24 protein-coding genes are annotated in these 23,896 nt (G+C 52.5%); 9 read left to right on the forward strand and 15 right to left on the reverse strand.

What is annotated here, in order from left to right:
- Positions 1–6: 6 nt before the first annotated feature.
- The 4 genes from CLV80_RS14680 to hslO are packed head-to-tail and all read right to left on the reverse strand — an operon-like array spanning position 7 to position 3,280.
- Positions 7–588 (reverse strand): LysE family translocator, encoded by a 582-nt coding sequence (locus tag CLV80_RS14680; protein ID WP_106358691.1) that lies wholly within the window; start codon positions 586–588, stop codon positions 7–9.
- Complete coding sequence (locus tag CLV80_RS14685) at positions 581–1,714, reverse strand: CCA tRNA nucleotidyltransferase (RefSeq protein WP_106358692.1); 1,134 nt, start codon at positions 1,712–1,714, stop codon at positions 581–583. Before CLV80_RS14685 ends, CLV80_RS14680 begins: the two co-directional genes overlap by 8 nt.
- Complete coding sequence (locus CLV80_RS14690) at positions 1,711–2,295, reverse strand: CoA pyrophosphatase (protein WP_106358762.1); 585 nt, start codon at positions 2,293–2,295, stop codon at positions 1,711–1,713. The genes CLV80_RS14685 and CLV80_RS14690 overlap by 4 nt, the downstream gene beginning before the upstream one ends.
- The gene (gene hslO, locus CLV80_RS14695) at positions 2,288–3,280 is read right to left on the reverse strand and encodes an Hsp33 family molecular chaperone HslO (protein WP_106358693.1); all 993 of its coding nucleotides are present in this window, start codon (positions 3,278–3,280) and stop codon (positions 2,288–2,290) included. The genes CLV80_RS14690 and hslO overlap by 8 nt, the downstream gene beginning before the upstream one ends.
- A 76-nt stretch (positions 3,281–3,356) precedes the next feature.
- Between hslO and CLV80_RS14700 the strand changes: the two genes are divergently transcribed.
- Positions 3,357–3,794 (forward strand): NUDIX hydrolase, encoded by a 438-nt coding sequence (locus CLV80_RS14700; protein WP_106358694.1) that lies wholly within the window; start codon positions 3,357–3,359, stop codon positions 3,792–3,794.
- Here CLV80_RS14700 and CLV80_RS14705 read toward each other — a convergent pair.
- The gene (locus CLV80_RS14705) at positions 3,783–4,586 is read right to left on the reverse strand and encodes a hypothetical protein (protein ID WP_106358695.1); all 804 of its coding nucleotides are present in this window, start codon (positions 4,584–4,586) and stop codon (positions 3,783–3,785) included. The genes CLV80_RS14700 and CLV80_RS14705 overlap by 12 nt on opposite strands.
- 136 nt (positions 4,587–4,722) lie before the next feature.
- On the opposite strand from CLV80_RS14705, the gene CLV80_RS14710 reads away from it, so the two are divergent.
- Both CLV80_RS14710 and CLV80_RS14715 read left to right on the forward strand, forming a co-directional pair.
- A complete protein-coding gene (locus CLV80_RS14710; protein ID WP_106358696.1) occupies positions 4,723–5,940 on the forward strand; it encodes an argininosuccinate synthase in 1,218 nt (405 codons plus the stop codon).
- Complete coding sequence (locus tag CLV80_RS14715) at positions 5,937–6,224, forward strand: SCP2 sterol-binding domain-containing protein (RefSeq protein ID WP_106358697.1); 288 nt, start codon at positions 5,937–5,939, stop codon at positions 6,222–6,224. The genes CLV80_RS14710 and CLV80_RS14715 overlap by 4 nt, the downstream gene beginning before the upstream one ends.
- Here the strand turns inward: CLV80_RS14715 and CLV80_RS14720 are convergent.
- Together CLV80_RS14720 and CLV80_RS14725 are read right to left on the reverse strand one after the other, a co-directional pair.
- Positions 6,219–6,917, reverse strand: a complete 699-nt coding sequence (locus CLV80_RS14720) for a sulfotransferase-like domain-containing protein (protein ID WP_106358698.1) — start codon at positions 6,915–6,917, stop codon at positions 6,219–6,221. The two genes, CLV80_RS14715 and CLV80_RS14720, sit on opposite strands and share 6 nt — an antisense overlap.
- Entirely contained in the window at positions 6,914–7,813 is a 900-nt protein-coding gene (locus tag CLV80_RS14725) for a D-amino acid aminotransferase (protein ID WP_106358699.1), read from the reverse strand. Before CLV80_RS14725 ends, CLV80_RS14720 begins: the two co-directional genes overlap by 4 nt.
- Positions 7,814–7,945: 132 nt before the next feature.
- On the opposite strand from CLV80_RS14725, the gene msrA reads away from it, so the two are divergent.
- Positions 7,946–8,572, forward strand: coding sequence for a peptide-methionine (S)-S-oxide reductase MsrA (gene msrA / locus CLV80_RS14730; protein WP_106358700.1), 627 nt, complete (start codon positions 7,946–7,948; stop codon positions 8,570–8,572).
- Here msrA and CLV80_RS14735 read toward each other — a convergent pair.
- A complete protein-coding gene (locus tag CLV80_RS14735; RefSeq protein WP_106358701.1) occupies positions 8,569–9,435 on the reverse strand; it encodes a ribokinase in 867 nt (288 codons plus the stop codon). The two genes, msrA and CLV80_RS14735, sit on opposite strands and share 4 nt — an antisense overlap.
- Positions 9,435–11,690, reverse strand: a complete 2,256-nt coding sequence (locus CLV80_RS14740; RefSeq protein ID WP_106358702.1) for an NADP-dependent malic enzyme — start codon at positions 11,688–11,690, stop codon at positions 9,435–9,437. Before CLV80_RS14740 ends, CLV80_RS14735 begins: the two co-directional genes overlap by 1 nt.
- A 124-nt stretch (positions 11,691–11,814) precedes the next feature.
- On the opposite strand from CLV80_RS14740, the gene mutS reads away from it, so the two are divergent.
- Together mutS and CLV80_RS14750 are read left to right on the forward strand one after the other, a co-directional pair.
- A complete protein-coding gene (gene mutS, locus CLV80_RS14745; RefSeq protein ID WP_106358703.1) occupies positions 11,815–14,442 on the forward strand; it encodes a DNA mismatch repair protein MutS in 2,628 nt (875 codons plus the stop codon).
- Positions 14,442–15,326 (forward strand): DMT family transporter, encoded by an 885-nt coding sequence (locus CLV80_RS14750; RefSeq protein WP_106358704.1) that lies wholly within the window; start codon positions 14,442–14,444, stop codon positions 15,324–15,326. The genes mutS and CLV80_RS14750 overlap by 1 nt, the downstream gene beginning before the upstream one ends.
- Positions 15,327–15,515: 189 nt before the next feature.
- On the opposite strand, the gene CLV80_RS14755 is transcribed toward CLV80_RS14750, so the two are convergent.
- Together CLV80_RS14755 and hrcA are read right to left on the reverse strand one after the other, a co-directional pair.
- Complete coding sequence (locus CLV80_RS14755) at positions 15,516–16,067, reverse strand: nucleotide exchange factor GrpE (protein WP_106358705.1); 552 nt, start codon at positions 16,065–16,067, stop codon at positions 15,516–15,518.
- Positions 16,068–16,079: 12 nt separating this feature from the next.
- Positions 16,080–17,144, reverse strand: a complete 1,065-nt coding sequence (gene hrcA / locus CLV80_RS14760) for a heat-inducible transcriptional repressor HrcA (RefSeq protein ID WP_106358706.1) — start codon at positions 17,142–17,144, stop codon at positions 16,080–16,082.
- Between the two features lie 115 nt (positions 17,145–17,259).
- On the opposite strand from hrcA, the gene rph reads away from it, so the two are divergent.
- From rph to hemW, 3 genes are read left to right on the forward strand one after another with little or no spacing between them, the layout of a single operon-like run.
- Entirely contained in the window at positions 17,260–17,967 is a 708-nt protein-coding gene (gene rph / locus CLV80_RS14765; protein WP_106358707.1) for a ribonuclease PH, read from the forward strand.
- Positions 17,967–18,575, forward strand: coding sequence for an RdgB/HAM1 family non-canonical purine NTP pyrophosphatase (gene rdgB / locus CLV80_RS14770; protein ID WP_106358708.1), 609 nt, complete (start codon positions 17,967–17,969; stop codon positions 18,573–18,575). The genes rph and rdgB overlap by 1 nt, the downstream gene beginning before the upstream one ends.
- Positions 18,538–19,725: a radical SAM family heme chaperone HemW gene (gene hemW, locus CLV80_RS14775; protein WP_207766595.1), complete on the forward strand. Its 1,188-nt coding sequence runs from the start codon at positions 18,538–18,540 to the stop codon at positions 19,723–19,725. Before rdgB ends, hemW begins: the two co-directional genes overlap by 38 nt.
- Here hemW and CLV80_RS14780 read toward each other — a convergent pair.
- The 4 genes from CLV80_RS14780 to mnmG are packed head-to-tail and all read right to left on the reverse strand — an operon-like array spanning position 19,722 to position 23,892.
- Positions 19,722–20,609, reverse strand: coding sequence for a ParB/RepB/Spo0J family partition protein (locus tag CLV80_RS14780; protein ID WP_106358709.1), 888 nt, complete (start codon positions 20,607–20,609; stop codon positions 19,722–19,724). The two genes, hemW and CLV80_RS14780, sit on opposite strands and share 4 nt — an antisense overlap.
- A gap of 3 nt (positions 20,610–20,612) precedes the next feature.
- The gene (locus tag CLV80_RS14785) at positions 20,613–21,410 is read right to left on the reverse strand and encodes a ParA family protein (protein WP_106358710.1); all 798 of its coding nucleotides are present in this window, start codon (positions 21,408–21,410) and stop codon (positions 20,613–20,615) included.
- On the reverse strand, positions 21,400–22,017 hold the full coding sequence (gene rsmG, locus CLV80_RS14790; protein ID WP_106358711.1) for a 16S rRNA (guanine(527)-N(7))-methyltransferase RsmG: 618 nt from the start codon (positions 22,015–22,017) through the stop codon (positions 21,400–21,402). The genes CLV80_RS14785 and rsmG overlap by 11 nt, the downstream gene beginning before the upstream one ends.
- Before the next feature lie 3 nt (positions 22,018–22,020).
- A complete protein-coding gene (mnmG, locus tag CLV80_RS14795) occupies positions 22,021–23,892 on the reverse strand; it encodes a tRNA uridine-5-carboxymethylaminomethyl(34) synthesis enzyme MnmG (protein WP_106358712.1) in 1,872 nt (623 codons plus the stop codon).
- Positions 23,893–23,896: the final 4 nt, after the last annotated feature.

A 23,896-nucleotide genomic window follows, 5' to 3' on the forward strand; every position in this document is an offset into this window, starting at 1 on the left:
TTTCAATCAGAGGAAAACCAGCACCGAAAAACCGACCAATGCCACAGCCATAATCCGCATAAATATGCGCCAAGCGGCCTGATTGGTCAGAAGATAGGCAAGCAAACTGCCCGCAGTCGCCCAAAACAAACAAACCCCAAGGTTCAAACCAGAAAACGTTAGGCCAAGCGTCACCGCTTGATCCGTCGGCGATGCGCCAGCGACATATGCGGTCGCGCTCAGTGCCACTGCCCAAACCTTTGGGTTTACCCATTGAAACAAAACAGCCTCAAGGAATGTAAACGGGCGATCCCCACCTTGATTTTTCGCCGGATCAGCGCGCCATAGATTGAGGGCCATCCATAGAATCCACCCACTGGCGGCTATCTTTAGGACGATCTCAAGTGTTGGGTGCGCCTTTAGCAGTGCGCCAATACCGAACCCTGTAACGCCAGCGGTAATCCCAACGCCCAGCGCCACACCCAAAATATGCGGAACGGTGCGCCGAAACCCAAAGCGCGCGCCGGATGCTGTCAGCAAAATGACATTCGGGCCCGGTGAAAACAGACCAAAGAACACAAACCCAAACAGCGGAAGTAAGTCAGTCAAGTAAGTCAGCCTTTGTCAGTGTAAAACCCGATGCAATCCACCGCGCCTCTGCGTCTTTCAACGCCTTGCCAAGGGCGGGACCTTGGAGCTTTGGCATTAAATCAGCAGCCTTTAGTGGGAACACTTGGGCCGCGCCATTCTTCGCTTTTTGGGCCAAGTTAGAGTCTATTTCTTGACCAAGGCTTGCCGCCGTAACAGCCAAATTATCCAACGCGGCCTGCGCGCCAAACCAATAACCAAGTTCACTGGGATCAAGATCGCTGCGCATCTGTTTTAGCCGCTTGCTTTCATCTTTCGACAACCTCAGCCCGCCAGTCTCACCACCCAAAATCGCCAATCGGCGGATTGGGTCAGGCGACATTCCGGCCTGCCCTTCGACATGCACCAAAACGGCAAGCATCCCCGCATTCGCACCGGGAAGCACCTGCGCCAACGCACCCGTCGAAGCCATTGAAGCGACTGATGGCGCGGGGTCAGGTGCGGCCAACAATTTCAACAGTTCGCTTGTGACCCGTTCAGCTGAAAGTGTTTGTAAACCTTCAATATTTTCGGCGCAGGCCGCCAGCGCATCAGGGTCGGGTCCTTCATCCGTTGCACCATACCACGCGTGGAACCGGAAATACCGCAAGATGCGTAGGTAATCCTCTCTGATCCGCTGATCGGCATCTTCGATAAACCGGATCCGGCGGGCGTGGAGGTCAGGCAAACCGCCTAGTGGATCGGCGACAACACCGTCAGGGCCGACATACAGAGCGTTCATCGTGAAATCGCGACGGCGAGCGTCATCAACCATATTGTCAGCAAAAGCGACGGTTGCCCGACGTCCATCCGTCGCGACATCTCGGCGAAAGGTTGTCACCTCAAAAGGGACGTTTTCAGCAAGAATAGTGACTGTTCCATGCTCGATACCGGTTGGAATAACGCTGAGCCCGGCAGCCTTGGCCAAGGTCGTTACAACATTCGGATGCGCGTCTGTCGACAGGTCCAAATCGGCGACGGGCGCACCCAAAAGCGCGTTACGCACGCAGCCACCCACGAACCAAGCCTGATAGCCAGCGTCGGTCAGCAAGCCACAGACTTGTTGGGCCGCTTTGTCATTTAACCAAGGCGCATCAATTACAGTCATGACAGACGCTCTGCTAATCCACGTAAAACGCGAGCCGTTGCTCCCCAAATGTAATATGGACCATATGGAACGGCATAGTATTCTCGCCTTTGACCACACCAATAACGGCCTTCAATCCGATAGTTTTCGGGATTGGCCAGATGTGATAGCGGAACTTCGAACACTTCGCTAACTTCGCCTGCTTCGGGAATAGGATCGTAGTCTGCAGTCAGCATGCCAACAATCGGTGTCATCTCATAACCCGTCACAGTTTGATGCGTCGGTAGCGCACCCAGAACATCGACAATGCCGTAAGGTAGCCCGATTTCCTCATGTGCCTCGCGCAATGCGGCATCTGTAAGGGTAGCGTCTGTTGGGTCTTGCTTACCACCCGGAAACGCAATTTGACCCGGATGGTGCTTTAGCCGCGCAGACCGTTTTGTAAGAATAACAGTCTCTAACACTGGATGAATGGCCACTAAAACAGCGGCGGGAGTCTGGGTTAACCCTGTTGGTCTAATAGATTTATTCAGGTCGAAATCAGACGATGCGCCACCCGAAATGGACAGCGCATCGCGAATACGTGTGCGTAGATCAGGCACCGTCATCCTTAGCCTCAAAACCCAGTGTCGCTGGATCAAAGACATAGTGCGCACCACAGAACTGACAATCAGCTGTCACTGTGCCTTCTTCTGTCGTCATCGTTCCAATGTCTTTTGCAGAATAGATCGAAAGACTTTGGCGAACCCGATCATCAGAACATGTACATCCAAACTGAACCGGTTGCGCATCAAAAACGCGCGGTTGCTCTTCGTGGAATAGACGCAACAACAAATCAGTCGGCGTAACTGACGGGCCAATCAATTCAATTTCCTCAACAGTATCAAGCAGCGCATTGGCACGTGTCCAATTTTCGGTTTCGTCATCGTTCAAAATGTCAGTGGCTTCCAGCAGACCGTCTTCGCCCGATCCACCTTCGCCTTTTGCGAACGGAGACGCCTTTGGCATATGTTGCAACATAACGCCGCCTGCACGCCAATGCGTACCTTCACCCGGTATTTGCGATTGACCGAATGTCAGGGAAAACCGTGTTGGAAGCTGCTCGGACTGCGCAAAATATGTTTCAGCGCAGGCAGACAAAGATGCACCAGAAATTGGCGTAACACCCTGATAGGGAGTCATATCCTGACCTTGGTCGATCAAAATAGCAAAATACCCTTTGCCTATTTGACTAAACGCGTCGGCGTTCAAATCTATGTTTTCTTTATCGTACGACGCATAGGCACGGACGCTTGCGGGCGCACCGTCTTCGCTTGGGCTATAATAATCAGTCGCAATCAATCGAACGGGGCCATCGCCACGTACCTGCAAAGACAGCTTCCAACGTGTTTTCATCGATTGGCCGATCATCGCGGTCAGCAAAGCCATTTCGGCGACCATGCCTTCGATCATCGGTGGATAGTCATGCTGAGAAAGCACTTGTTCCAGCACGCCATCAAGCCGCGCCACCCGTCCACGGATGTCGGATGCATCAAGTTGAAAAGGCAGGACGGTATCGTCCCAAGCGATTTTGGCGCTGAGGCTCATAGGGTTTCCTTACATGTCAGGAATTGGCATACCGCGCCTATATAGTCAGGACAAGCCACGGTCCAAGGGGTAAGTGATGATCAAACGCTATGGAAATAGCCCAAAACCGGGTCAAAACTATGTTTTGCGCCCCGGAGCCTATGCGATTTTGCCGCGCGATGGACAATTGCTGCTAACTTACCAAGGCGAGCCACACCATGAATTCCAACTTCCCGGTGGCGGTATCGACCCCGGAGAAAGCCCCATTCAGGCGTTACACCGCGAAGTATTCGAAGAAACTGGCTGGCGCATTGCGAAACCCATGCGGGTAGGGGTTTTCCGGCGGTTCGTTTATATGCCCGAATACGGAATCAACGCCGAAAAAATCTGCCATATCTATCTGGCCCGCCCCGTGCGACCACATGGCCCCCCATCAGAGGCAGGCCATGAAGCCGTGTGGATGAACCCACGCGACGCCGTTCAAGAAATCGCAAACGATGGCGACGCCGCGTTTATCGCTGGGTTAATCGATTAGCGGACGGCCTTCGATCAGGTGGCCATATAGCGTTGTCAGAACGCTGACGCCGACCATCAAGGTCACCCATTGAACAAAGATGTCCACAACCATGCCAAGGATTGGGCTAAGTCCGTATAGACCTTGTGTTGCGACACCCGCAATCGCGCTGGCAAAGGCAATGATAAAGACGATACCGAAAATCGTGCTGCTCATTTCTGCCGTGGCACGCCATGCATCCCCCATACTGATTGGCTTTCCTACTGCGACTGCTGGCAACGCCACCCCAATCCGAAACCAAACATAAGATACGACAGCAACCAGAACGACCCCAATGATTACGCCTGCAACAAACACAGCATCCCCACCAGCAGCTGCAAACGGGATCATGAATAAGGATGATATCATGCCGACAGCGAAAGCGACTAGTGCAATCAAAAAACCATAAAGAAGGCTGCGTCCCACATATGGCCAGATTGGACGGCCAGACACAGCAGGAAGCATGCCGCTGTATTCTTCAAGCAAGATAAACCGATGCCATGATACGGCCACCCACGCGGCCACAAATACGATAAACACCAACACGACCAATGCGAACAGAAGAATGCCACCTCCGCCTTGCCCGATAAAATGCTCTGGTGGCACTTCACCTGTCATCACACGAAGCAGCTGACCATTATTCCCTACCAACGCAGCGCCAGCGGCAACTATTACGAGGATTAACATCAGATAGGGCCCAACCGACACCCGAAGTGCCTGCCCCAAATTGCCGAAAATCATAGCAAACGCATGCCGTATTATCTGAAAAGCCATCAATAAATTCCCTTTTTTGGCGAATGGGGACTTCGTTACATGCGGCAAAGCATGCGTCAACGGTGCAATCCTTGCTCTATCGGCGGAAAACCGTTATCGCGCGAAGCTAATTACATCTGACATAAAGGCCCCTCGTATGACTGCCCCTAAAAAAGTTGTTCTCGCCTATTCCGGTGGCCTCGATACATCGATCATTCTGAAGTGGCTTCAGACGGAATACGGGTGCGAGGTTGTTACCTTTACTGCTGATCTTGGCCAAGGCGAAGAGCTGGAACCAGCCCGCGCTAAGGCTGAAATGATGGGCGCAAGCGCCATCTACATCGAAGATCTGCGCGAAGAGTTCGTTCGTGACTTTGTGTTCCCGATGTTCCGTGCAAACGCCGTTTACGAAGGCGTTTACCTGCTGGGTACATCCATCGCTCGCCCACTGATTTCCAAGCGTTTGGTTGAAATCGCCGCTGCCGAAGGTGCAGACGCGGTTGCCCACGGCGCGACAGGTAAGGGCAACGATCAGGTTCGTTTCGAACTGGCGGCTTACGCGCTGAACCCAGATATCCAAGTGATTGCACCTTGGCGCGAATGGGATCTGTCCAGCCGGACCAAACTGCTTGAGTTCGCTGAAAAGAACCAAATCCCTGTTGCCAAAGACAAACGCGGCGAAGCACCGTTCAGTGTTGATGCAAACCTGCTGCACACATCTTCCGAAGGCAAAGTGCTGGAAGATCCGGCCGAAGAAGCACCAGAATACGTCTATCAGCGCACAGTGAACCCAGAAGACGCGCCCGATACACCAGAAATGGTCGAAATCACTTTTGAAAAAGGTGATGCCGTTGCGATCAATGGCGAAGCAATGTCGCCTGCGACTATCCTGACCAAGTTGAACGAACTTGGTGGCAAGCACGGTGTCGGTCGCCTTGACCTCGTTGAAAACCGTTTCGTTGGTATGAAGTCACGCGGCATCTATGAAACGCCTGGCGGCACTGTCCTGTTAGAAGCACACCGCGGGATCGAACAGATCACGTTGGATTCCGGCGCTGGTCACCTCAAGGACAGCATCATGCCCCGCTACGCAGAGCTGATCTACAACGGCTTCTGGTTCTCACCAGAGCGTGAAATGCTGCAAGCCCTGATCGACAAATCCCAAGAGCACGTCAGCGGTACCGTTCGCGTGAAACTGTACAAAGGCTCTGCGACAACCGTTGCGCGCTGGTCTGATCATTCCCTGTATTCAGAGGCCCACGTGACCTTTGAAGAAGATGCAGGCGCATATGACCAAACTGACGCCCAAGGCTTTATCCAGCTGAACGCGTTGCGTTTGAAACTGCTTGCTGCGCGGGATCGCCGCACAAAATGACGCTTGATGAAATCACGGCCCTGCTGCAACGCGGGGTCGATCATGCGCCTCTAAAGGGCAGCCTAAAATTTGACTGCGGGGACGACGGTGTTGTTGTTCTCGAAGACAAAACAGCTAACAACACTGATCGCGCGGCTGATTGCACGATCAAAATCACGCTGCCCAACATGGCGAAACTTGTCAAAGGCAAGCTGAACCCAATGACTGGCGTGATGACCGGCAAGCTCAAGGTCTCAGGCGATGCGCGTATCGCGATGAAACTAGGCGAGCTGCTGAAGTCATAGCTTTCGCGCCGCAAGCCTTTCGTAATACGGTAGGGCTTGCGCGCATAATTCAGCCGCCTCACCCTCTAGTTCTGGTAGCGGCCCTTCGGCCCCAGCAAACCCCGTACTTTGATGCACAGCGTTGTACCAATGCGCCGCCCATACGCCATCTTCGGCGCGTGGCCCCGCTTTCCATTTCAGCATTGCGGGTTCAAATGGCAGGTCAATTGCTTCGCACAGCTTGCGCAACATCTTTTCCGGGTTCGTACGGATGTCGGCGCTATCGATGACATGTCCGCCAATTTTGTCGAACAAGGCTGCCTGCTGCGCGTACCCAATATCGTTGAAAGTCATTTCTTGGCGCTTTACGCCATACGACGCAATTACCCGCGCGGGATGCCGGATCAGATGTACGTTCACACATTCATTCGCCCAATCCAAAGGCATGCCATAAATCATATGATGCGGCATGTGCTTCATATAAAAATGTGCCTTTTGAGCTGGAATAGAGTCTATGCAACGCGTGGCAACCTTTGCTGGATTGACCTCATGCGCTGCCAAGATTTCGTCGCGCATCGGATGATCCAAACCAGTCGCTGCCAGATAGGGCGCATAGAATGGTTCATCCCAAATGGCAAAGTCCGCGCGGTTTCCGAAGCTATACATCATCGCCGTCGAAAGATTTCGAGGGCCAGACCACATTGCTATTCTCATGATCGATCCACCAATTCCTTGTAAAGCTCGCGCAAGCGCATCGTCATTGGGCCAAGTTCACCCGTACCAATGGTACGACCATCAATGCTGCTGACTGGGGTTTGTGCACCGAACGTCCCCGTCAAAAACGCCTCGTCGGCGGAGTAGGTATCGACCAGACTAAAATTGCGTTCAAATACGGGGATATCGTTCGCGCGACATAGGTCTATCACCTTTTGTCGGGTGATGCCGTTCATGCAATAATCCCCTGTGCTTGTCCAAACAGCGCCTTTTTTTACAATGAAAAAGTTACAAGCATTCGTCGTATTCACAAAACCATTCAAGTCGAGCATCAGCGCCTCGTCTGCGCCGGCCTTTTGCGCGGCGATGCAAGCGAGGATGCAATTCAGTTTGGAATGGCTGTTCAGCTTGGGGTCTTGGGTCATGGGCAGACCGCGCAAATGTGGAACCGTAGAAAGCGTGATCGGACGCGGGATCTTAGGCTTTGAATGCTCCATGATTATCACGAACGTAGGGCCCGATTGCGACAGGCTTGGATGCTGAAATGGCCGTATCTTAGTGCCGCGTGTGATCATCAGACGTGCGTGGGCGTCTGTGGTCATGCCATTCGCATTTTGTGTCTCTAACAAGGCTGAAATGACGCCTTTTCTGTCCAAACCGATATCTAGATCAACCGCTTTTGCGGCTTCAAACAAGCGGTCCATATGCTCGTCTAGAAACGCCCATTTTCCATCATACAGACGTAGCCCTTCCCACACACCGTCGCCCAACATGAAACCACTATCGTATACGCTAACCGTGGCCTGCGCCTTGGGCACGATTTGCCCATTCAGATAGATTAGGATGTCTTCATTCCGGGCATCTTCTTCGGCTTGGTGGGTGGTCACTTCGGTCATAGCGGGCTCCTTTGTTTGGACGCTAGGACAGGCCGCCAAATGTTCCAAGCGATAAACACCGCGTGAGATCACGTCGCCGTGCATTGCGCCAAAACCGCCAACAAAAGAGGATAGAGCAAAGAGGAGACGCCCATGTTCAGAGCAATGATTGCCGCCGTTTTAATTGCACCAACCGCGCAAGTGGTTGCCGCAGAAGATATTCAAACCGCCACTGTAGCTGGGGGCTGTTTTTGGTGCGTCGAAAGCGACTTTGAAAAGATCAACGGCGTGATCGGCGCGGTGTCCGGCTATACCGGCGGGACGACCGCAAACCCGACCTATGAAACCATCAAAGGTTCAGGGCACTATGAGGCGGTCCAAATCACGTATGACGCGGACGTTGTCAGCTATGATCAGTTGCTGCATTTGTTTTTTCGATCAGTCGACCCAACTGATGCGGGCGGTCAATTCTGCGACCGGGGTGAAAGCTATCGCACGGCAATTTTCGTGTCTAACGCTGCCCAAAATGCATCAGCTGAGGCTGCCAAGGCTGCTGCCCAACGCGATTTGGAACAACGAATTGTTACCCCAATTCTGCAAGCTGCCCGGTTCTACGAGGCAGAAGCCGTCCACCAAGATTATTACAAAGGTAGCTCAATTGTTTTGACCCGACGCGGACCAAAACGCCAAAGCGAAGCATATGCGTTTTACCGCGATGCCTGCGGGCGTGATCAACGTGTGTCAGAGCTATGGGGCGATGCTGCGCCGTTTGTGCACTAGGACTGGAAAGCAAGAACCTCGGAAAGATCCGGGATTACGTCAGCCGTGCCGTGACGGGTGACCATTAGCGCGCTTGCTTTGGTCGCCTGCTCAATTGATTGTTCCATCGTCATTCCACGATCAAGCCCAGCAAGCACATAACCAGTGAACGTGTCGCCAGCCCCGGTCGTATCCACGGGTTCAACCTTTATCGCGTCAAAATGCTGCTTGCCGCTTGTACCATACCAGTCTGCGCCATCTGCACCCAATGTCACGATGACATCACGCACGGGCAGGTCGTCGGGCGACTGACCGGTTGCCTCGCGCAGTTGCTCGGCCTCGACAGCGTTCAGGATCAGAAAATCAAGATAAGGCAAAACCGCCATCACGCGATCCGGATCAAAGGGAGCAGCAGCATAGGCGACGTTCAGGCCCATCTGCTTACCCATGCTTGCTGCGGTGCGTTGTAGGTTTGTTTCGTTCTGAAGAACCAACCAATCACCAGTTTGTGCCTCGGCCATGGCCGTCTGTAAAACCGTCTGCGGAATTTCCACGTTCGCGCCAGGATGAAGCACGATTGCGTTTTCGCCATGCGGATCGACCATAATGATTGCCTGAGCAGTATCAGTGTCTAACACAGCGATATTTCGTGTATCCACACCATATTCAAGCAATCGATCTGCCGCCCATTCACCATCTTTTCCGACGGCACCAATATGGTTTACACGCGCGGCAGCACGGGCGGCGGCGACCGACATGTTGGCCCCTTTGCCGCCCAAAAAGATCTCTCGGCCCGTGGAAGAAAGCGTCTCGCCCGGCTCCAAAATATGCGGAACCGAGAAAACGATATCTACGTTGATTGAGCCAAGATTCCAAATTGCCATTAATCGATCCTACATGCCGCGATAACTGCCATGTTCAAGATGTCGTTTACCGTCGACACTGTCGAGCAGATTTGAACAGGCTTACCGACACCTGACAAGATCGGTCCGATTACCGTTGCGCCAGCCATCTCTTGCATCAGCTTAACAGAAATCGACGCCGAGTGTCGCGCCGGTACAACCAACACGTTAGCGGGACCTGTTAGTCGTGAAAACGGATAGTTTTCTTGCGCTTGGACATTCAACGCTACGTCAACCGTCATCTCGCCTTCGTATTCAAAGTCAACATTGCGACCGTCAAGAACGCTTGCCGCCACATGCATTTTTTCGGCTCGTTCCGAAACAGGATAGCCAAAAGTCGAAAACGAAACGAAAGCCACACGTGGATCAAGGCCAAGGTCGCGGGCAACGGATGCACCGCGCTCTGCGATATCGCCCAAGTCTTGCTCGTCTGGCCATTCGTGAACCAATGTATCCGTGATTAGGACGATCCGTCCTTTATGCAGCACTGCCGTAACGCCAACTGCCCCATCATGCGGCTGTGCGTCAAAAACGTGATTGATCAGTTCAAGCACATGCGCAGATTTCCGCGTCGCGCCCGTGATCATCCCGTCGGCATGCCCATGAGCAACCATCAAAGATGCGAACACATGTCGGTCACGCGCCGCCAAACGGTGGATATCTTGCCTATCAAACCCTTTACGCTGAAGGCGATGGTTCAAGAATTCTTTGTAAGTTTCAAGATGTTCGGTGTTCGCTGCGTTTACTACGGTCAGTTCAGCCACTGCGTCGCCCAACCCTTCGGCGGTCAGCTTTTCTGCGACGTCGCTTGCACGGCCAACAACCAGTGCTTTACCAAGCCCGGAGCGCTGATACAGCACAGCGGCCCGCAAAACGCGTGGATCATCACCTTCGGCAAATACCACAGTTGACTGGTTTGACCGCGCACGTGCGTTCAGGCTGCGCAAGATCGAAGCTGTCGGATCCATCCGGCCCATCAAGGTGGCCTCGTAAGCATCCATATCGACAATCGGACGCCGCGCGACACCCGTGCGCATACCTGCACGTGCCACTGCGGTTGGAATACGATGGATCAAACGTGGATCGAAGGGAGTTGGAATGATGTAGTCGCGACCAAAAGTCAGCTTTTTGCCATATGCCATTGCCACTTCGTCAGGAACGTCTTCGCGGGCGAGTGCAGCAAGCGCTTCGGCGCAGGCGATTTTCATTTCATCATTGATCGCACGCGCATGAATATCTAGCGCACCACGGAACAGATAAGGAAATCCAAGGACGTTGTTCACTTGGTTCGGGTAATCCGAACGGCCTGTCGCAACGATGGCATCTTCGCGGACGGCATGCGCGTCTTCTGGTGTGATTTCTGGATCAGGGTTCGCCATCGCGAAAATGACGGGGTTTGGTGCCATACTCGCGACCATATCTTGGGTAACGGCGCCCTTGGCGCTAACCCCAAGAAACACATCACAGCCCTTCATCGCGTCATCTAGGCTACGGGCATCAGTGTTTGCGGCATGTGCCGACTTCCACTGGTTCATCCCTTCAGTCCGGCCCTGATAAATCACGCCTTTGGTATCGCACATGATGCAGTTATCGTGCTGTGCACCCATTGCCTTGAGCAACTCAAGACATGCGATCCCAGCGGCACCTGCCCCGTTCAGCACGATTTTAACGTCTTCGATCTTTTTGCCCGACAAATGCAGCGCGTTCAAAAGACCTGCCGCGCAAATCACCGCCGTCCCGTGCTGATCATCGTGGAAAACGGGGATATCCATTTCCTCTTTGAGGCGCTGTTCAATGATAAAACATTCAGGCGCTTTGATATCTTCAAGGTTAATCCCACCAAACGTCGGCCCCATCAGGCGCACCGCATTGCAAAACGCATCGGGGTCTTCGGTATCAAGCTCGATGTCGATCGAGTTCACATCGGCGAACCGTTTAAACAGAACCGATTTACCTTCCATCACTGGCTTACTACCCAGTGCGCCAAGGTTACCAAGGCCCAAAACAGCAGTACCGTTTGAAATCACGGCAACCAAATTGCCCTTGTTTGTATAGTCATACGCAGTCGAAGGATCAGCGGCGATTTCCTCGCATGGGATGGCGACACCGGGGGAATATGCCAGCGAAAGATCGCGCTGCGTCGTCATCGGCACGGTTGCCTGAATTTCCCATTTGCCCGGGTTTGGCTGCATGTGGAATTGCAGCGCGTCTTCGCGGGTCATCTTCGTTTTGGCCATTATCGTCCCCCTCGTTGGTTCGACAGTCATAACGGTTTACCGATTGTAGCTGCAACGGGTTCATTTCGGGGTTTCGTCGCTAACATTGCCCCGATAATGTCTGCCAGATGATGCGGGGGCATAAATGAGCACCAAGAAATCCACAGTCACGCCAATGATGGCACAGTTTCTAGAAATCAAAGCGGCGTACCCGGATGCGCTGCTGTTTTACCGTATGGGTGATTTCTATGAGATGTTTTTTGACGACGCCATTGCAGCAGCCGAAGCATTGGACATCGCGTTAACAAAGCGTGGCAAGCACGATGATCAAGATATCCCCATGTGCGGTGTACCCCACCATGCAGCCGAAGGATATTTTCTGACGCTAATCCGCAAGGGGTTTCGCGTCGCAGTCTGCGAACAAATGGAAAGCCCCGCCGAGGCGAAAAAGCGTGGATACAAATCCGTGGTCAAACGCGAGGTCGTGCGCCTTGTGACCCCCGGTACGTTGACCGAAGATTCCCTGCTTGATGCCCGTCGCCACAACTTCCTTGCTGCATATGCCGTGATCCGTGATGAGGCCGCCCTTGCATGGGTCGATATTTCAACCGGCGCGTTTCATGTGATGCCATGTAGCGGTGTGAATTTGGGGCCCGAACTTGCCCGTCTGACCCCGCGCGAGGTGATCGTCGCAGACGGATCAGAGGCGGATTGGGCTGGAATAGTGTCTGATAACGGCGCGACCCTGACAACTTTGGGTGCTGCTGCCTTTGACAGCACGGCAGGTGAAAAGCGTCTGTGCGCCCTATACAAAGTCGGGTCGCTAGATGCCTTTGGTGGCTTTTCGCGGGTCGAGATTTCAGCGATGTCTGCCGTGGCCGAATACCTTGATATCACGCAAAAAGGTAACTTGCCCCTGCTGCGCCCCCCCGTTCAGGAAGGCCAGTCCGCAGCAATGCAAATCGACGCTGCGACCCGCCGTTCACTGGAACTGACCCACGCGATGAATGGTGGCAAGCAAGGGTCGCTTTTGCATTGCATTGACCGCACCATCACTGCTGGTGGTGCACGGATGCTGGAACGGCGGTTATCATCGCCATCGTGCACCCTGCCCGTCATTCATGCGCGTCAGGACTGTGTTGAGCATCTGGTAAACAACACGCGACTGACCGAAGATATCCGTGATCAGCTGCGTGGCGTTCATGACCTTGATCGCGCGCTTTCGCGTTTGGCGCTGGACCGTGGCGGCCCACGCGATATGGCAGCCATTCGAAACACGCTCGGTCAAGCCCAAGCACTTGCGGAATGCGTCACCGGTGATCTGCCATCGCTTTTGGCTGATGCAGCAAAAGATTTAACCGGGCATGATGAACTGCTCGCGCTTCTCGATGATGCGCTGGTCGCTGAACCCCCACTGTTATCCCGCGATGGCGGGTTTATCGCACCGGGTTATGACGAAGAACTGGATGAAGTACGCAAACTGCGCGACGAAGGCCGTTCAGTTATCGCAGCAATGCAAGCCGAGTTCATCGAACTTTCAGGTATTCCCTCGCTTAAGATCAAGCACAACAACGTGCTGGGCTATTTCATCGAAACAACGGCAACCCACGCAGACAAGATGATGGCCGCGCCATTGAATGAAACCTTCATTCACCGCCAGACGACCGCAAATCAGGTACGCTTTACGACCGTTGAACTGTCCGAGATCGAAACACGTATTCTGAATGCTGGCGGTCGGGCGCTTGAGATCGAAAAAAGGCTCTATTCTAGCCTAACTCAGTCAATTGTGGCGCTCTCTGGACAACTAGGTGCATTGGCGCGGGCGCTTGCAGAATTCGATTTGGCGACGTCGCTTGCGCATTTGTCTGTGGCTGAAAATTGGACCCGTCCGTTGGTGGACGACAGTCGTGCGTTTGAAATAACTGGTGGCCGCCACCCTGTGGTCGAGGCCGCACTTCAAAAGGCTGGTGAGCCATTCATTGCCAACGATTGCGGTCTGACTGACGCGCCTATTTGGCTGCTAACTGGTCCGAACATGGCCGGTAAATCGACGTTCCTACGCCAAAACGCGTTGCTGGCAATCTTGGCGCAGATGGGTGGCTATGTTCCGGCTGGTAAGGCGCATATTGGCATCGTTAGCCAAATATTCAGCCGCGTTGGTGCATCTGACGATCTGGCCCGTGGCCGATCAACGTTTATGGTCGAAATGGTAGAAACTGCCGCGATCCTAAACCAAGCAGACGACCGTGCACTGGTCATCTTGGATGAAATCGGCCGCGGAACGGCAACCTATGATGGCTTGTCCATCGCGTGGGCGACCCTAGAACACCTGCATGACGTAAACCGTTGTCGCGCCCTGTTCGCCACGCACTACCACGAAATGTCGGCGCTATCGAACAAGCTTGATGGTGTGGAAAACGCCACGGTGACTGTCAAAGAATGGGAAGGCGACGTGATTTTCCTTCACGAAGTCAAACGCGGGACTGCGGACCGCAGCTATGGGGTACAGGTCGCGCGCCTTGCCGGCCTGCCCCCCGTCGTGGTCGAACGCGCCAAGGTCGTGTTAGAGGCGTTGGAAAAAGGCGAACGCGAAGGCGGGAGTGCCCAAAAGGCCATCATCGACGATTTACCACTGTTTTCTGCGACACCTGCACCTAGCCCGCAAAAACCAAAGGATTCTGAGGTCGAAACTCGGTTAAAAAGCATCCTGCCGGATGAGCTTACCCCGAAAGAGGCGCTTTCGCTGATTTACGAACTGCGTGATTTGATCTGATGAACAGCGCCCGGTTTGCAAGTGTGGGCGCTGTTTTGTTAGCAGCCTGCCTGTGGGGAACCACCGGGACAGTTCAAACCTTATTGCCGGGCGACCGCGAACCAGTTGCTGTGGGTGCATTGCGATTGGCCTTTGGTGCATTATTCCTGTTGGGTTTGGCATTTGCAAATGGCGAAAGCCGCAAAGCGTTCCACTTGCTGCCTCCCGCAGAGGTTATCATCGCCGGAATTGCGATCGGCGGTTACAACCTTCTATTTTTCTATGCCGTTTCGCTGTCTGGCGTTGGAATTGGAACAGCGGTTACCATTGGCAGCGCACCATTGTGGACAACTCTTTGGGAAATTCTTGTCGGACGAAAGTTACCCGGAAAAATTCGCGCCACAGGACAATGTCTTTCAATCATCGGTGTTGGTATGCTTGGCCTCGCGGGGACGACTTCTGAAGGGTCCGTCTTTGGGATCATCCTCGCGCTAAGTGCTGGCGCTTGTTATGCTTGTTATTCGCTTGCAACAAGCCGTATGACACAACGCGCACCTACGACCACCATCGCTGCTGCGACCTTCAGTATCGCAGCGATAATTACGTTACCTGCATTATTCTTCGTCCCTTTAGGTTGGTTATCTGATCCAAGTGCATGGGTTGGAATGTTGTTTCTAGGGTTTGTCGCAACCGGGCTAGCATATGCGTTTTACACTTGGGGCTTAATGCATATCGCGGCATCTACTGCTGTTACCCTCGCGCTGGCAGAGCCAGTGACAGCATGGCTACTTGCAACATTTTTCGTTGGGGAAACAGCAACAATGCAAAGCGTGATCGGCGCGGTTTTAGTGCTGTTGGGACTGATCGTCGTGACCTGCATTCCGGCTGCTTCACGCGAAACATAGATCACTAGCTACCGCTCGATACCCATAGTATCTTGAAGATCGCCAAGCGTTCTAGACAATCCTGCTCTGGGCTAAGCGGGTTGGCTTAATCATTGACATATAAGTCCTGATCCGGCCGGTAATTTTGCGCATGTGTCTGCACAGAAGAAAAAAGCAGGACCAACAGCCCTGCTTTTATCATATTTTGTATCATGCTGGCGTAGAGGACACGCCGACTTGGGCAGCGCGCAGTAGACGGTCATGAAGCATGAAACCCTCTGCAGCGACCTGAATAATTTCTCCTGCTTTAGTGCCGGGCACTAGGGCTTCAAACATCGCTTGGTGAACTTTCGGATCGAACTTATCACCAACTTCGGGAACGATCGGGTCGATGCCGTGTTTCTTAAATACGCTGATCAATTCACGCATTGTCAGTTCAACACCTTCAAGCAACGCAGCATTCGTTTCTTTATCAGATTCTTCTACTGACTGAAGCGCGCGGCGCATGTTGTCGTAAACCGGCAGCATATCACGTGCGAGTTTCGAGCCACCGTAATTCTCGGCCTCGCGGCGGTCACGATCGGACCGTTTGCGCATATTCTCCGCATCAGCCAAGGCACGCATGAACTTGTCTTTTAGTTCATCCCGCTCTGCACGCAATGCTTCTATTTCTTCAAAACCAGCTTCTGCAGCGAAATCCATTTCATCGCCTTCAGCAGCGAGTTCATCAAGGCTTTGCAGTTGCTCTTCGTTGTCAGCCATCAGTTTCTTCCTTTAGGAGCGGTCGGCAATAAGCTTGCCCACCAGCTGTGCAGTGTAGTTCACGATTGGAACGATCCGCCCATAGTTTAGACGTGTCGGCCCGATGACGCCCACGGCGCCAATTATCTTACGGTCGGCGTTCATATAAGGAGAAACGACCAGAGAGGAACCCGAAAGTGAGAACAATTTGTTCTCAGACCCAATAAAAATGCGCACACCGTCGCCATCTTCGGCAAGATCAAGAAATTGTGCTATATCGCGCTTGCGTTCAAGGTCATCAAACAGCGTACGGATACGCGCAAGATCAATTTCATTTTCACCATCAGTCAGCAAATTTCCGCGGCCACGTACGATCAGCCGTTCCGTAGATTCACCTTCGTTTTCCCACAGCGCATAGCCATTTTCGACAAGATCAGCGGCAAGGCTGTCGATCTCTTGCCGACGCGCTGCAATCTCACGAGAGATGACTTTGCCCAGTTCGGAAAGCGTGTGCCCTTCGGCAATTGCATTCAGAAAATTTGCAGCCTCGCGCATTGATGACGGCGTTTGTCCTGCGGGCGGCGTAAAGATGCGATTTTCGACGTGACCATCAGCGAACACCAAAACAACAAGTGCGCGTTCTCGCGAAAGGCTCACGAAATCAATGTGTTTAATAGGTGCTTCGTGTTTTGGCGTCAGAACAAGGCTCGCACCTTGGGTCACACCAGACAGCGCCTGCCCCACCTGATCCAAGACAGACGCAACATCCCTGTCATTATCACCAAGGGTACGATCAATGGTTTGGCGATCTTTGCCATCTAAATCACCGACCTCTAGCAACCCATCCACGAACATGCGCAGTCCCAGCTGCGTTGGAATACGCCCTGCACTGACGTGGGGGCTATCCAGCAATCCAAGGTATTCCAAATCCTGCATCACATTTCGGATAGTCGCCGCACTGACTTGTTCCGAAAAATCGCGCGTCAGTGTTCGGGACCCAACCGGCGAACCACTTTCTAGGTATCCTTCGACGACACGACGGAACACTTCGCGCGAACGATCGTTCATATCTGAAATATTAGGCGTCTGATCAGTCATTTCATTCTCGGATAAAGGCTGGGCAATTAAAACGAAGTATGCCCGGGCGTCAATCGGGGTTGGATTTCATATGTGGGCAGCGTATCTGAGCGTTACAATCAAAAGGAGTGACCCCATGCGCCCATCAGGCCGTCAAACGAACGAAATGCGTGAAGTTTCCATTGAAACCGATGTGACCATGCATGCGGAAGGGTCCTGCCTTATCAAGTGCGGTAACACTCACGTCTTGTGCACAGCAACAATCGATGAACGCGTTCCCCCATTTTTGAAAAACTCTGGCCTTGGCTGGGTGACTGCCGAATATGGTATGCTGCCACGTGCAACAAACACACGGATGCGTCGTGAATCCAAGAACGGTCAGTCTGGCCGTACCCAAGAAATTCAACGGCTTATCGGTCGTTCACTACGTGCAGGTGTTGATCGTGTTGCATTAGGCGAACGCCAAATTGTCATTGATTGCGACGTTATCCAAGCTGACGGTGGCACTCGCTGTGCATCAATCACCGGTGGTTGGGTTGCACTGAAATTGGCAGTTCAAAAACTGATGAAAGCTGGCGATGTCATTTCTGATCCGCTTGTCGATCCAGTCGCTGCGATTTCTTGCGGTATTTACGCAGGCCAAGAAGTTCTTGATCTGGATTACCCAGAAGACAGCGAAGCAGGTGTTGACGGTAACTTTGTTATGACCGCCGGTAAGCTGGTCGAAGTACAAATGTCTGCCGAAGGATCGACATATTCGCGTGCACAAATGGACGCTCTTTTGGATCTTGCAGAAAAAGGTGTCGCTGAACTAACAGCAGCACAACTGGCGGCGGTAAGCTAATGCGTAAGTTTGACGGCAAAGAACTGGTCATCGCGACCCACAACAAAGGTAAGCTCGCCGAAATGGTCGAGCTTCTCTCGCCGTTTGGCGTGACTTTGACGTCAAACGATGACCACGGTCTGCCAGAGCCTGAAGAAACCGAAACAACTTTTGTTGGTAACGCGCGCATCAAAGCACATGCCGCTGCAAAGGCGACCGGCCTTCCGGCGCTTGCCGATGACAGTGGGATCGAAATTGACGGGCTGAATGGAGCCCCCGGTGTATATACTGCGGACTGGGCCGAAACACCCAATGGGCGCGATTTCAAAATGGCAATGGAGCGGAGTTGGGCAGAGTTAGAGTCTGTTTCTGCCCCATATCCACGTACCGCGCGGTTTTGCTGTACGCTTGTTTTAGCCTGGCCAGATGGCCATGATGAGGTCTTTCCAGGGGTAATGCCAGGACAGGTAGTTTGGCCTATGCGTGGCGATCAGGGTCACGGGTACGACCCCATTTTCCAACCTGACGGTTATGACATCACGTTTGGTGAAATGGACAGCCAAGAGAAAAACAAGATCAGCCACCGGGCTGATGCTTTCCAAAAACTCGTCGCAGGTTGCTTTGCCTGAGGATTGGGAACACGGGGGCTTTGGCCTATATATCCATTGGCCGTTCTGTCAGGCTAAATGCCCATATTGTGATTTCAACAGTCATGTCGTTTCCAAGATTGATCAGCAAGCTTGGCAAACTGCATACCTAAGCGAAATCGAACGCGTCGGCGCCGACACCCAAGGACGCATCTTGCGTTCCGTTTTTTTTGGTGGCGGCACACCTAGCATGATGGACCCAGATTTGGTTGACGCGATCCTGACAAAGGTGCGCGCGACCTGGTCCATGGCCAACGATATTGAAATTACGCTCGAGGCGAACCCAACTTCAGTCGAGGCTGGACGCTTTGTCGGATACCGTCAGGCCGGCGTTAACCGCGTTTCGATGGGAATTCAGGCCCTAAATGACAAAGATCTGCGTGCCCTAGGTCGCCTTCACACCGCTCAGGAGGCTCTGACGGCCTTCAGCACGGCCAGAGAGACGTTCGATCGGGTCAGTTTTGACCTCATTTATGCTCGTCAGGGGCAAACTTTGACGGATTGGCGTGACGAATTGAAACAAGCATTGGGATTGGCGATTGATCACCTGTCATTGTATCAACTGACAATCGAAGAGGGCACAGCGTTTGGCGACCGTTATGCCGCCGGAAAACTTCGCGGATTGCCGGATGATGATGTTGCCGCTGACATGTACGCCCTTACCCAAGATGTTTGCGGTGCTGCAAATTTTGAAGGCTACGAAGTTTCCAACCACGCCCGGCCCGGGTGCGAAAGCATCCACAATAAGATCTATTGGAGCTATGGCGACTACGCGGGAATTGGTCCCGGTGCACACGGTCGGCTAACCTTAAACGGAAACCGTTTCGCGACCGAAGCACCATCAGCACCGATGAATTGGCTATCGCAGGTCAATCGAACGGGGAATGGCAATTCCGAACGTACCGCCCTATCAGCTGAGGATCAGCAATCAGAAATGCTGTTGATGGGCATGCGATTGCGCGAAGGTGTTGATCTGAATCGCGTTTCTGCAGCCAATACTGAATTGTTTCAAAATAAAATCAATAATTTGCGTGAAATAGGAATGGTTGATGTGGCCGAGGGCAGACTTCTGCTAACGCCAGAAGGCCGCCCTGTTCTTAATGCAGTATTACGCGAGTTGTTGGGCGCTTAGCCGCCCGACAATGCGCGCAAAAGATCGTCCAATTCGTCCAACGACTTATAACCAATCGTCATTTTACCGCCGTCTTCACCTTCTTTATGATCAATTGTGACTTTCATCCGAAGTGTCGCTGTCAGTTCTTTTTCAATCTGAACTGTATCTGCGTCCTTCTGAGACTTTCCGGAGGACTTGGGCTTTGTCTTTAATATCGGCCCCTGCTTGGCAAGTTTCTCGGTTTCACGAACAGAAAGGTTGCGGTGGATAACTTCGCGGGCAATTTCCACTGCCCGCTCATGGCCAACCAATGCACGCGCGTGACCTGCAGAAATTTGGCCCTGAACGAGATAGTCCAACACTTCGTCCGGTAGATTCAACAAACGCAAGAAGTTCGCGATATGGCTGCGGCTTTTACCAAGGGCAGTCGCGAGCTGTTCCTGCGTATGGCCGAAACGGTCCATAAGCTGACGATAGCCAGCCGCTTCATCAACGGCGTTCAGGTCTGCGCGCTGAATATTCTCGATAATTGCGACTTCAAGAACTTCGGTGTCGGTGTATTCACGCAGAAGAACAGGAATTTCGTGCAGCTTAGCGATCTGAGCAGCACGCCAGCGGCGCTCACCGGCAACAATTTCATAGGTATCAGCGTCTTTCGGAGACTTACGAACGATCAAAGGCTGAATAATGCCCTTTTCAGCAATCGAAGCGGCCAAATCGTTAAGCGCATCTTCACCAAAGGTACGACGCGGTTGATCAGGGTTCGGAAAAATATGTTCAACCGGAACCAACAAATCAGGACGGCGTGGGGTATCGATCGCCGTATCATCTGGTGCTACATCTGACATCAAAGCCGACAAACCACGGCCCAAACCACGAGATTTCTTTGCGTTACTTGCCATGCTCTAAGCCCTTTTTTTCTTAGCTTTGTTAATGACTTCTTTTGCTAGCGCCCGATATGCGGTCGCACCCTTCGACGCGCTATCGTATTCGATCACAGGCAACGCAAAAGATGGCGCCTCGCTTAGGCGAACATTGCGTGGAATCACCGTTTTAAACACCATATCGCCCATGTTCTCTCGCGCGTCATCTTCGACCTGAATCGATAGGTTGTTGCGGCGATCATACATCGTAAGAACGATTCCTTCGATCCAAAGATCCGGATTCGCAGTTTGGCGAACATCACGGACAGTCAGAATAAGCTGCGAAAGGCCCTCTAGCGCAAAAAACTCACTTTGTAGTGGTACAAGGATCGAATGCGCAGCAACCATTGCGTTGACTGTCAAGATGTTGAGCGATGGCGGGCAATCAATCAATATATAGTCATACTGAGAAACAGCTTTATCCGCTTCCTGCAGCACATAACGCAGCAAAAAGCTGCGTTTATCATTATCAATCAGCTCAAGGTCGGCCGAACTAAGATCAGTTGTCGCCGGGATGATCGACAAATTCTTTACAGAGGTAGGTAACGCTGCTTCTTCTAAGCTCGCGTCGCCCGAAAGAAGGTCATATGTTGTTATATCACGCTGATCTTGCTCTATACCTAGTCCAGTTGAAGCGTTTCCTTGCGGATCAAGGTCGATCAACAATACCTTTTTTCGCTGCTCAGCCAGAGCAGCACCTAGGTTGATTGTCGTGGTCGTCTTTCCGACGCCGCCCTTCTGGTTCGCAATAGCGATAATTTTGCAGTCATTAGCCGACACGGGATATCCCTTTTACGATAAGAATTTGACCCCCAAGATCGGTTAAACTCGAGAACTCTTCAAGGTCAAAGCGCCAGTTCTTATGCGCATCGGCGATTTCTTCCCCAGCCTTTTTACCTTTGTGAAGAATGGCCTTACCATTTGGATTTATGTGCCTTTCAATCAATGGCAGCAACGTAGATAGGGTACTAAGCGCCCGTGCTGACACAACATCTGCCTCTTGCGAGTCAGAATTTTCAATTCGTTCGGCAAGCACGGTAACGCGAAGACCCAATTCTCGCGCGGCTGTTCGCAGGAATGTAGCCTTACGTTGGTCACTTTCGATGAGGATAAATGACGCATCTGGCTGCTGAGCCTTCGCAATGATGGCCATTACGATACCGGGAAAGCCCCCGCCGCTTCCGATATCCACCCATTTTTCATATGATTCTGGCGAATATCGGTAAATTTGTGCTGAATCGACAATATGTCGGTCCCATAATTCAGGGATTGAGGCAGGAGAGATCAAGTTTATTTTAGGTGTCCACTTACGAACCAAGTCTTCGAACTTCTGTAGATCATAAAATGTTTCACGTGAAACATTAACCCCACCAACATCGACGCTCATTACTTAACTTCCTGTCTTTGCTTGTTGGGTTCGCTTAATCACGCTTACGATCAACATAAGTGCTGCCGGTGTCATGCCTTCGATGCGCCCCGCTTGCGCAATGCTAACAGGGCGTGCTGCTTTCAACTTGCTGGCAAGCTCGTTAGAAAGCCCTTTAACCAGAGAATAATCCAAGTCTTCGGGAATAGCCTGCTTCTCGTCGCGTTCTAAGGCTGCTATATCTCGTTCTTGCCGCGCCACATAGTGTGCATACAAGGCGTCTTTCTTGATTTGATCCTTAACAGCTGGTTCAATCGCACCAGTTTCCGGCACAAGCGCCTCTAGATGCATGAAATCAAAATCGGTCAGGGCCAACGCATCAAGAGCAGAGCGCCGCGGACCGTCCGCATTCAACTTTACTCCCTGCCCTGCTATCTCGCGCGCAGAAAGGGAAACATTAGACAACATATCCTGAGCTTTCTGAATCTTTTCCATCTTTTCTGAAAAAGAATCCCAGCGTGCGTCGCCGACGCAACCCAGCGAATGGCCAAAAGCGGTTAAACGTTGATCGGCATTATCCGCGCGCAAGGACAAACGAAACTCTGCCCGTGATGTGAACATCCGATAGGGTTCAGACACACCGCGCGTAATAAGGTCGTCAATCATGACCCCAATATAGGACTGCCGACGACTAAAGGTTATCGGGTCGCGACCGCCGGCCTGCGCAGCTGCGTTTAATCCAGCAACTAACCCTTGGGCCGCCGCCTCTTCATAACCTGTTGTTCCGTTGATTTGGCCAGCTAAATACAGACCTTGGACATCACGTAGTTCCAGCGTTGGCTTAAGCGAACGCGGATCAACATAGTCATATTCAATAGCATACCCAGGCTGAAGAATTGTAGTGTTTTCAAGACCATAGATCGAATGTACGTATGCTTCTTGAACGTCTTCAGGCAGTGATGTTGAGATCCCGTTTGGGTAAACAGTATGATCGTTTATCCCTTCCGGCTCAAGAAATATCTGATGCGACGTTTTATCGGCGAACCGGACGACTTTATCTTCGATTGATGGGCAATAGCGCGGACCAACACCATCGATATGCCCGCCGTACATCGCAGACCGATCTAGGTTAGCGCGAATAATCTCATGCGTCTTTTCATTGGTGTGTGTAATACCACAATCAATTTGTCGCGCGAAAACGCCCTTTGACATGAACGAAAACATTGTTGGGTCTTCGTCTGTTGGCTGTGCCTCTAGCAAATCCCAGCGAATCGTACGTCCGTCTAACCGTGGCGGCGTTCCCGTTTTAAGGCGACCAAGCGGGAGTTGAAAACTATCCAACCGTTCGGCCATTTTTTCAGAGGGCTTATCCCCCATCCGACCGCCAGGTCGCGACACATCACCGATGTGAATAACGCCCCGTAGAAAAGTACCGGTAGTCAGGATTACGTTAGCCGCAGTTATGCGACTATCGTCAGACATTACGACGCCGCTAACTCGATCACCGTCCATGATTAAATCTGTTGCTTCACCTTCAATGATTTTAAGGTTCTCTACTAGATCTAGCTCTGCCTGCATCGTCGTGCGATATATTTCACGGTCGGCTTGCGCGCGTGGGCCTTGTACTGCTGGCCCTTTTCTTCGATTCAGCAGCCGAAATTGAATACCTGCGCGGTCAGCGACACGGGCCATAACGCCATCAAGCGCATCGATTTCGCGAACAAGGTGTCCTTTTCCAAGCCCACCGATAGCAGGGTTGCAGGACATTACCCCAATGGACTGCTTTGTCAGCGTGATAAGCGCCGTACGCGCACCCATTCTTGCGGCCGCATGTGCTGCTTCTGCACCCGCGTGTCCGCCACCGATAACAATTACGTCGAAGTCATGATGTTTCACGTGA

Origin of the sequence: Yoonia maritima (assembly GCF_003003285.1) — a bacterium.
GTDB lineage: Bacteria > Pseudomonadota > Alphaproteobacteria > Rhodobacterales > Rhodobacteraceae > Yoonia > Yoonia maritima.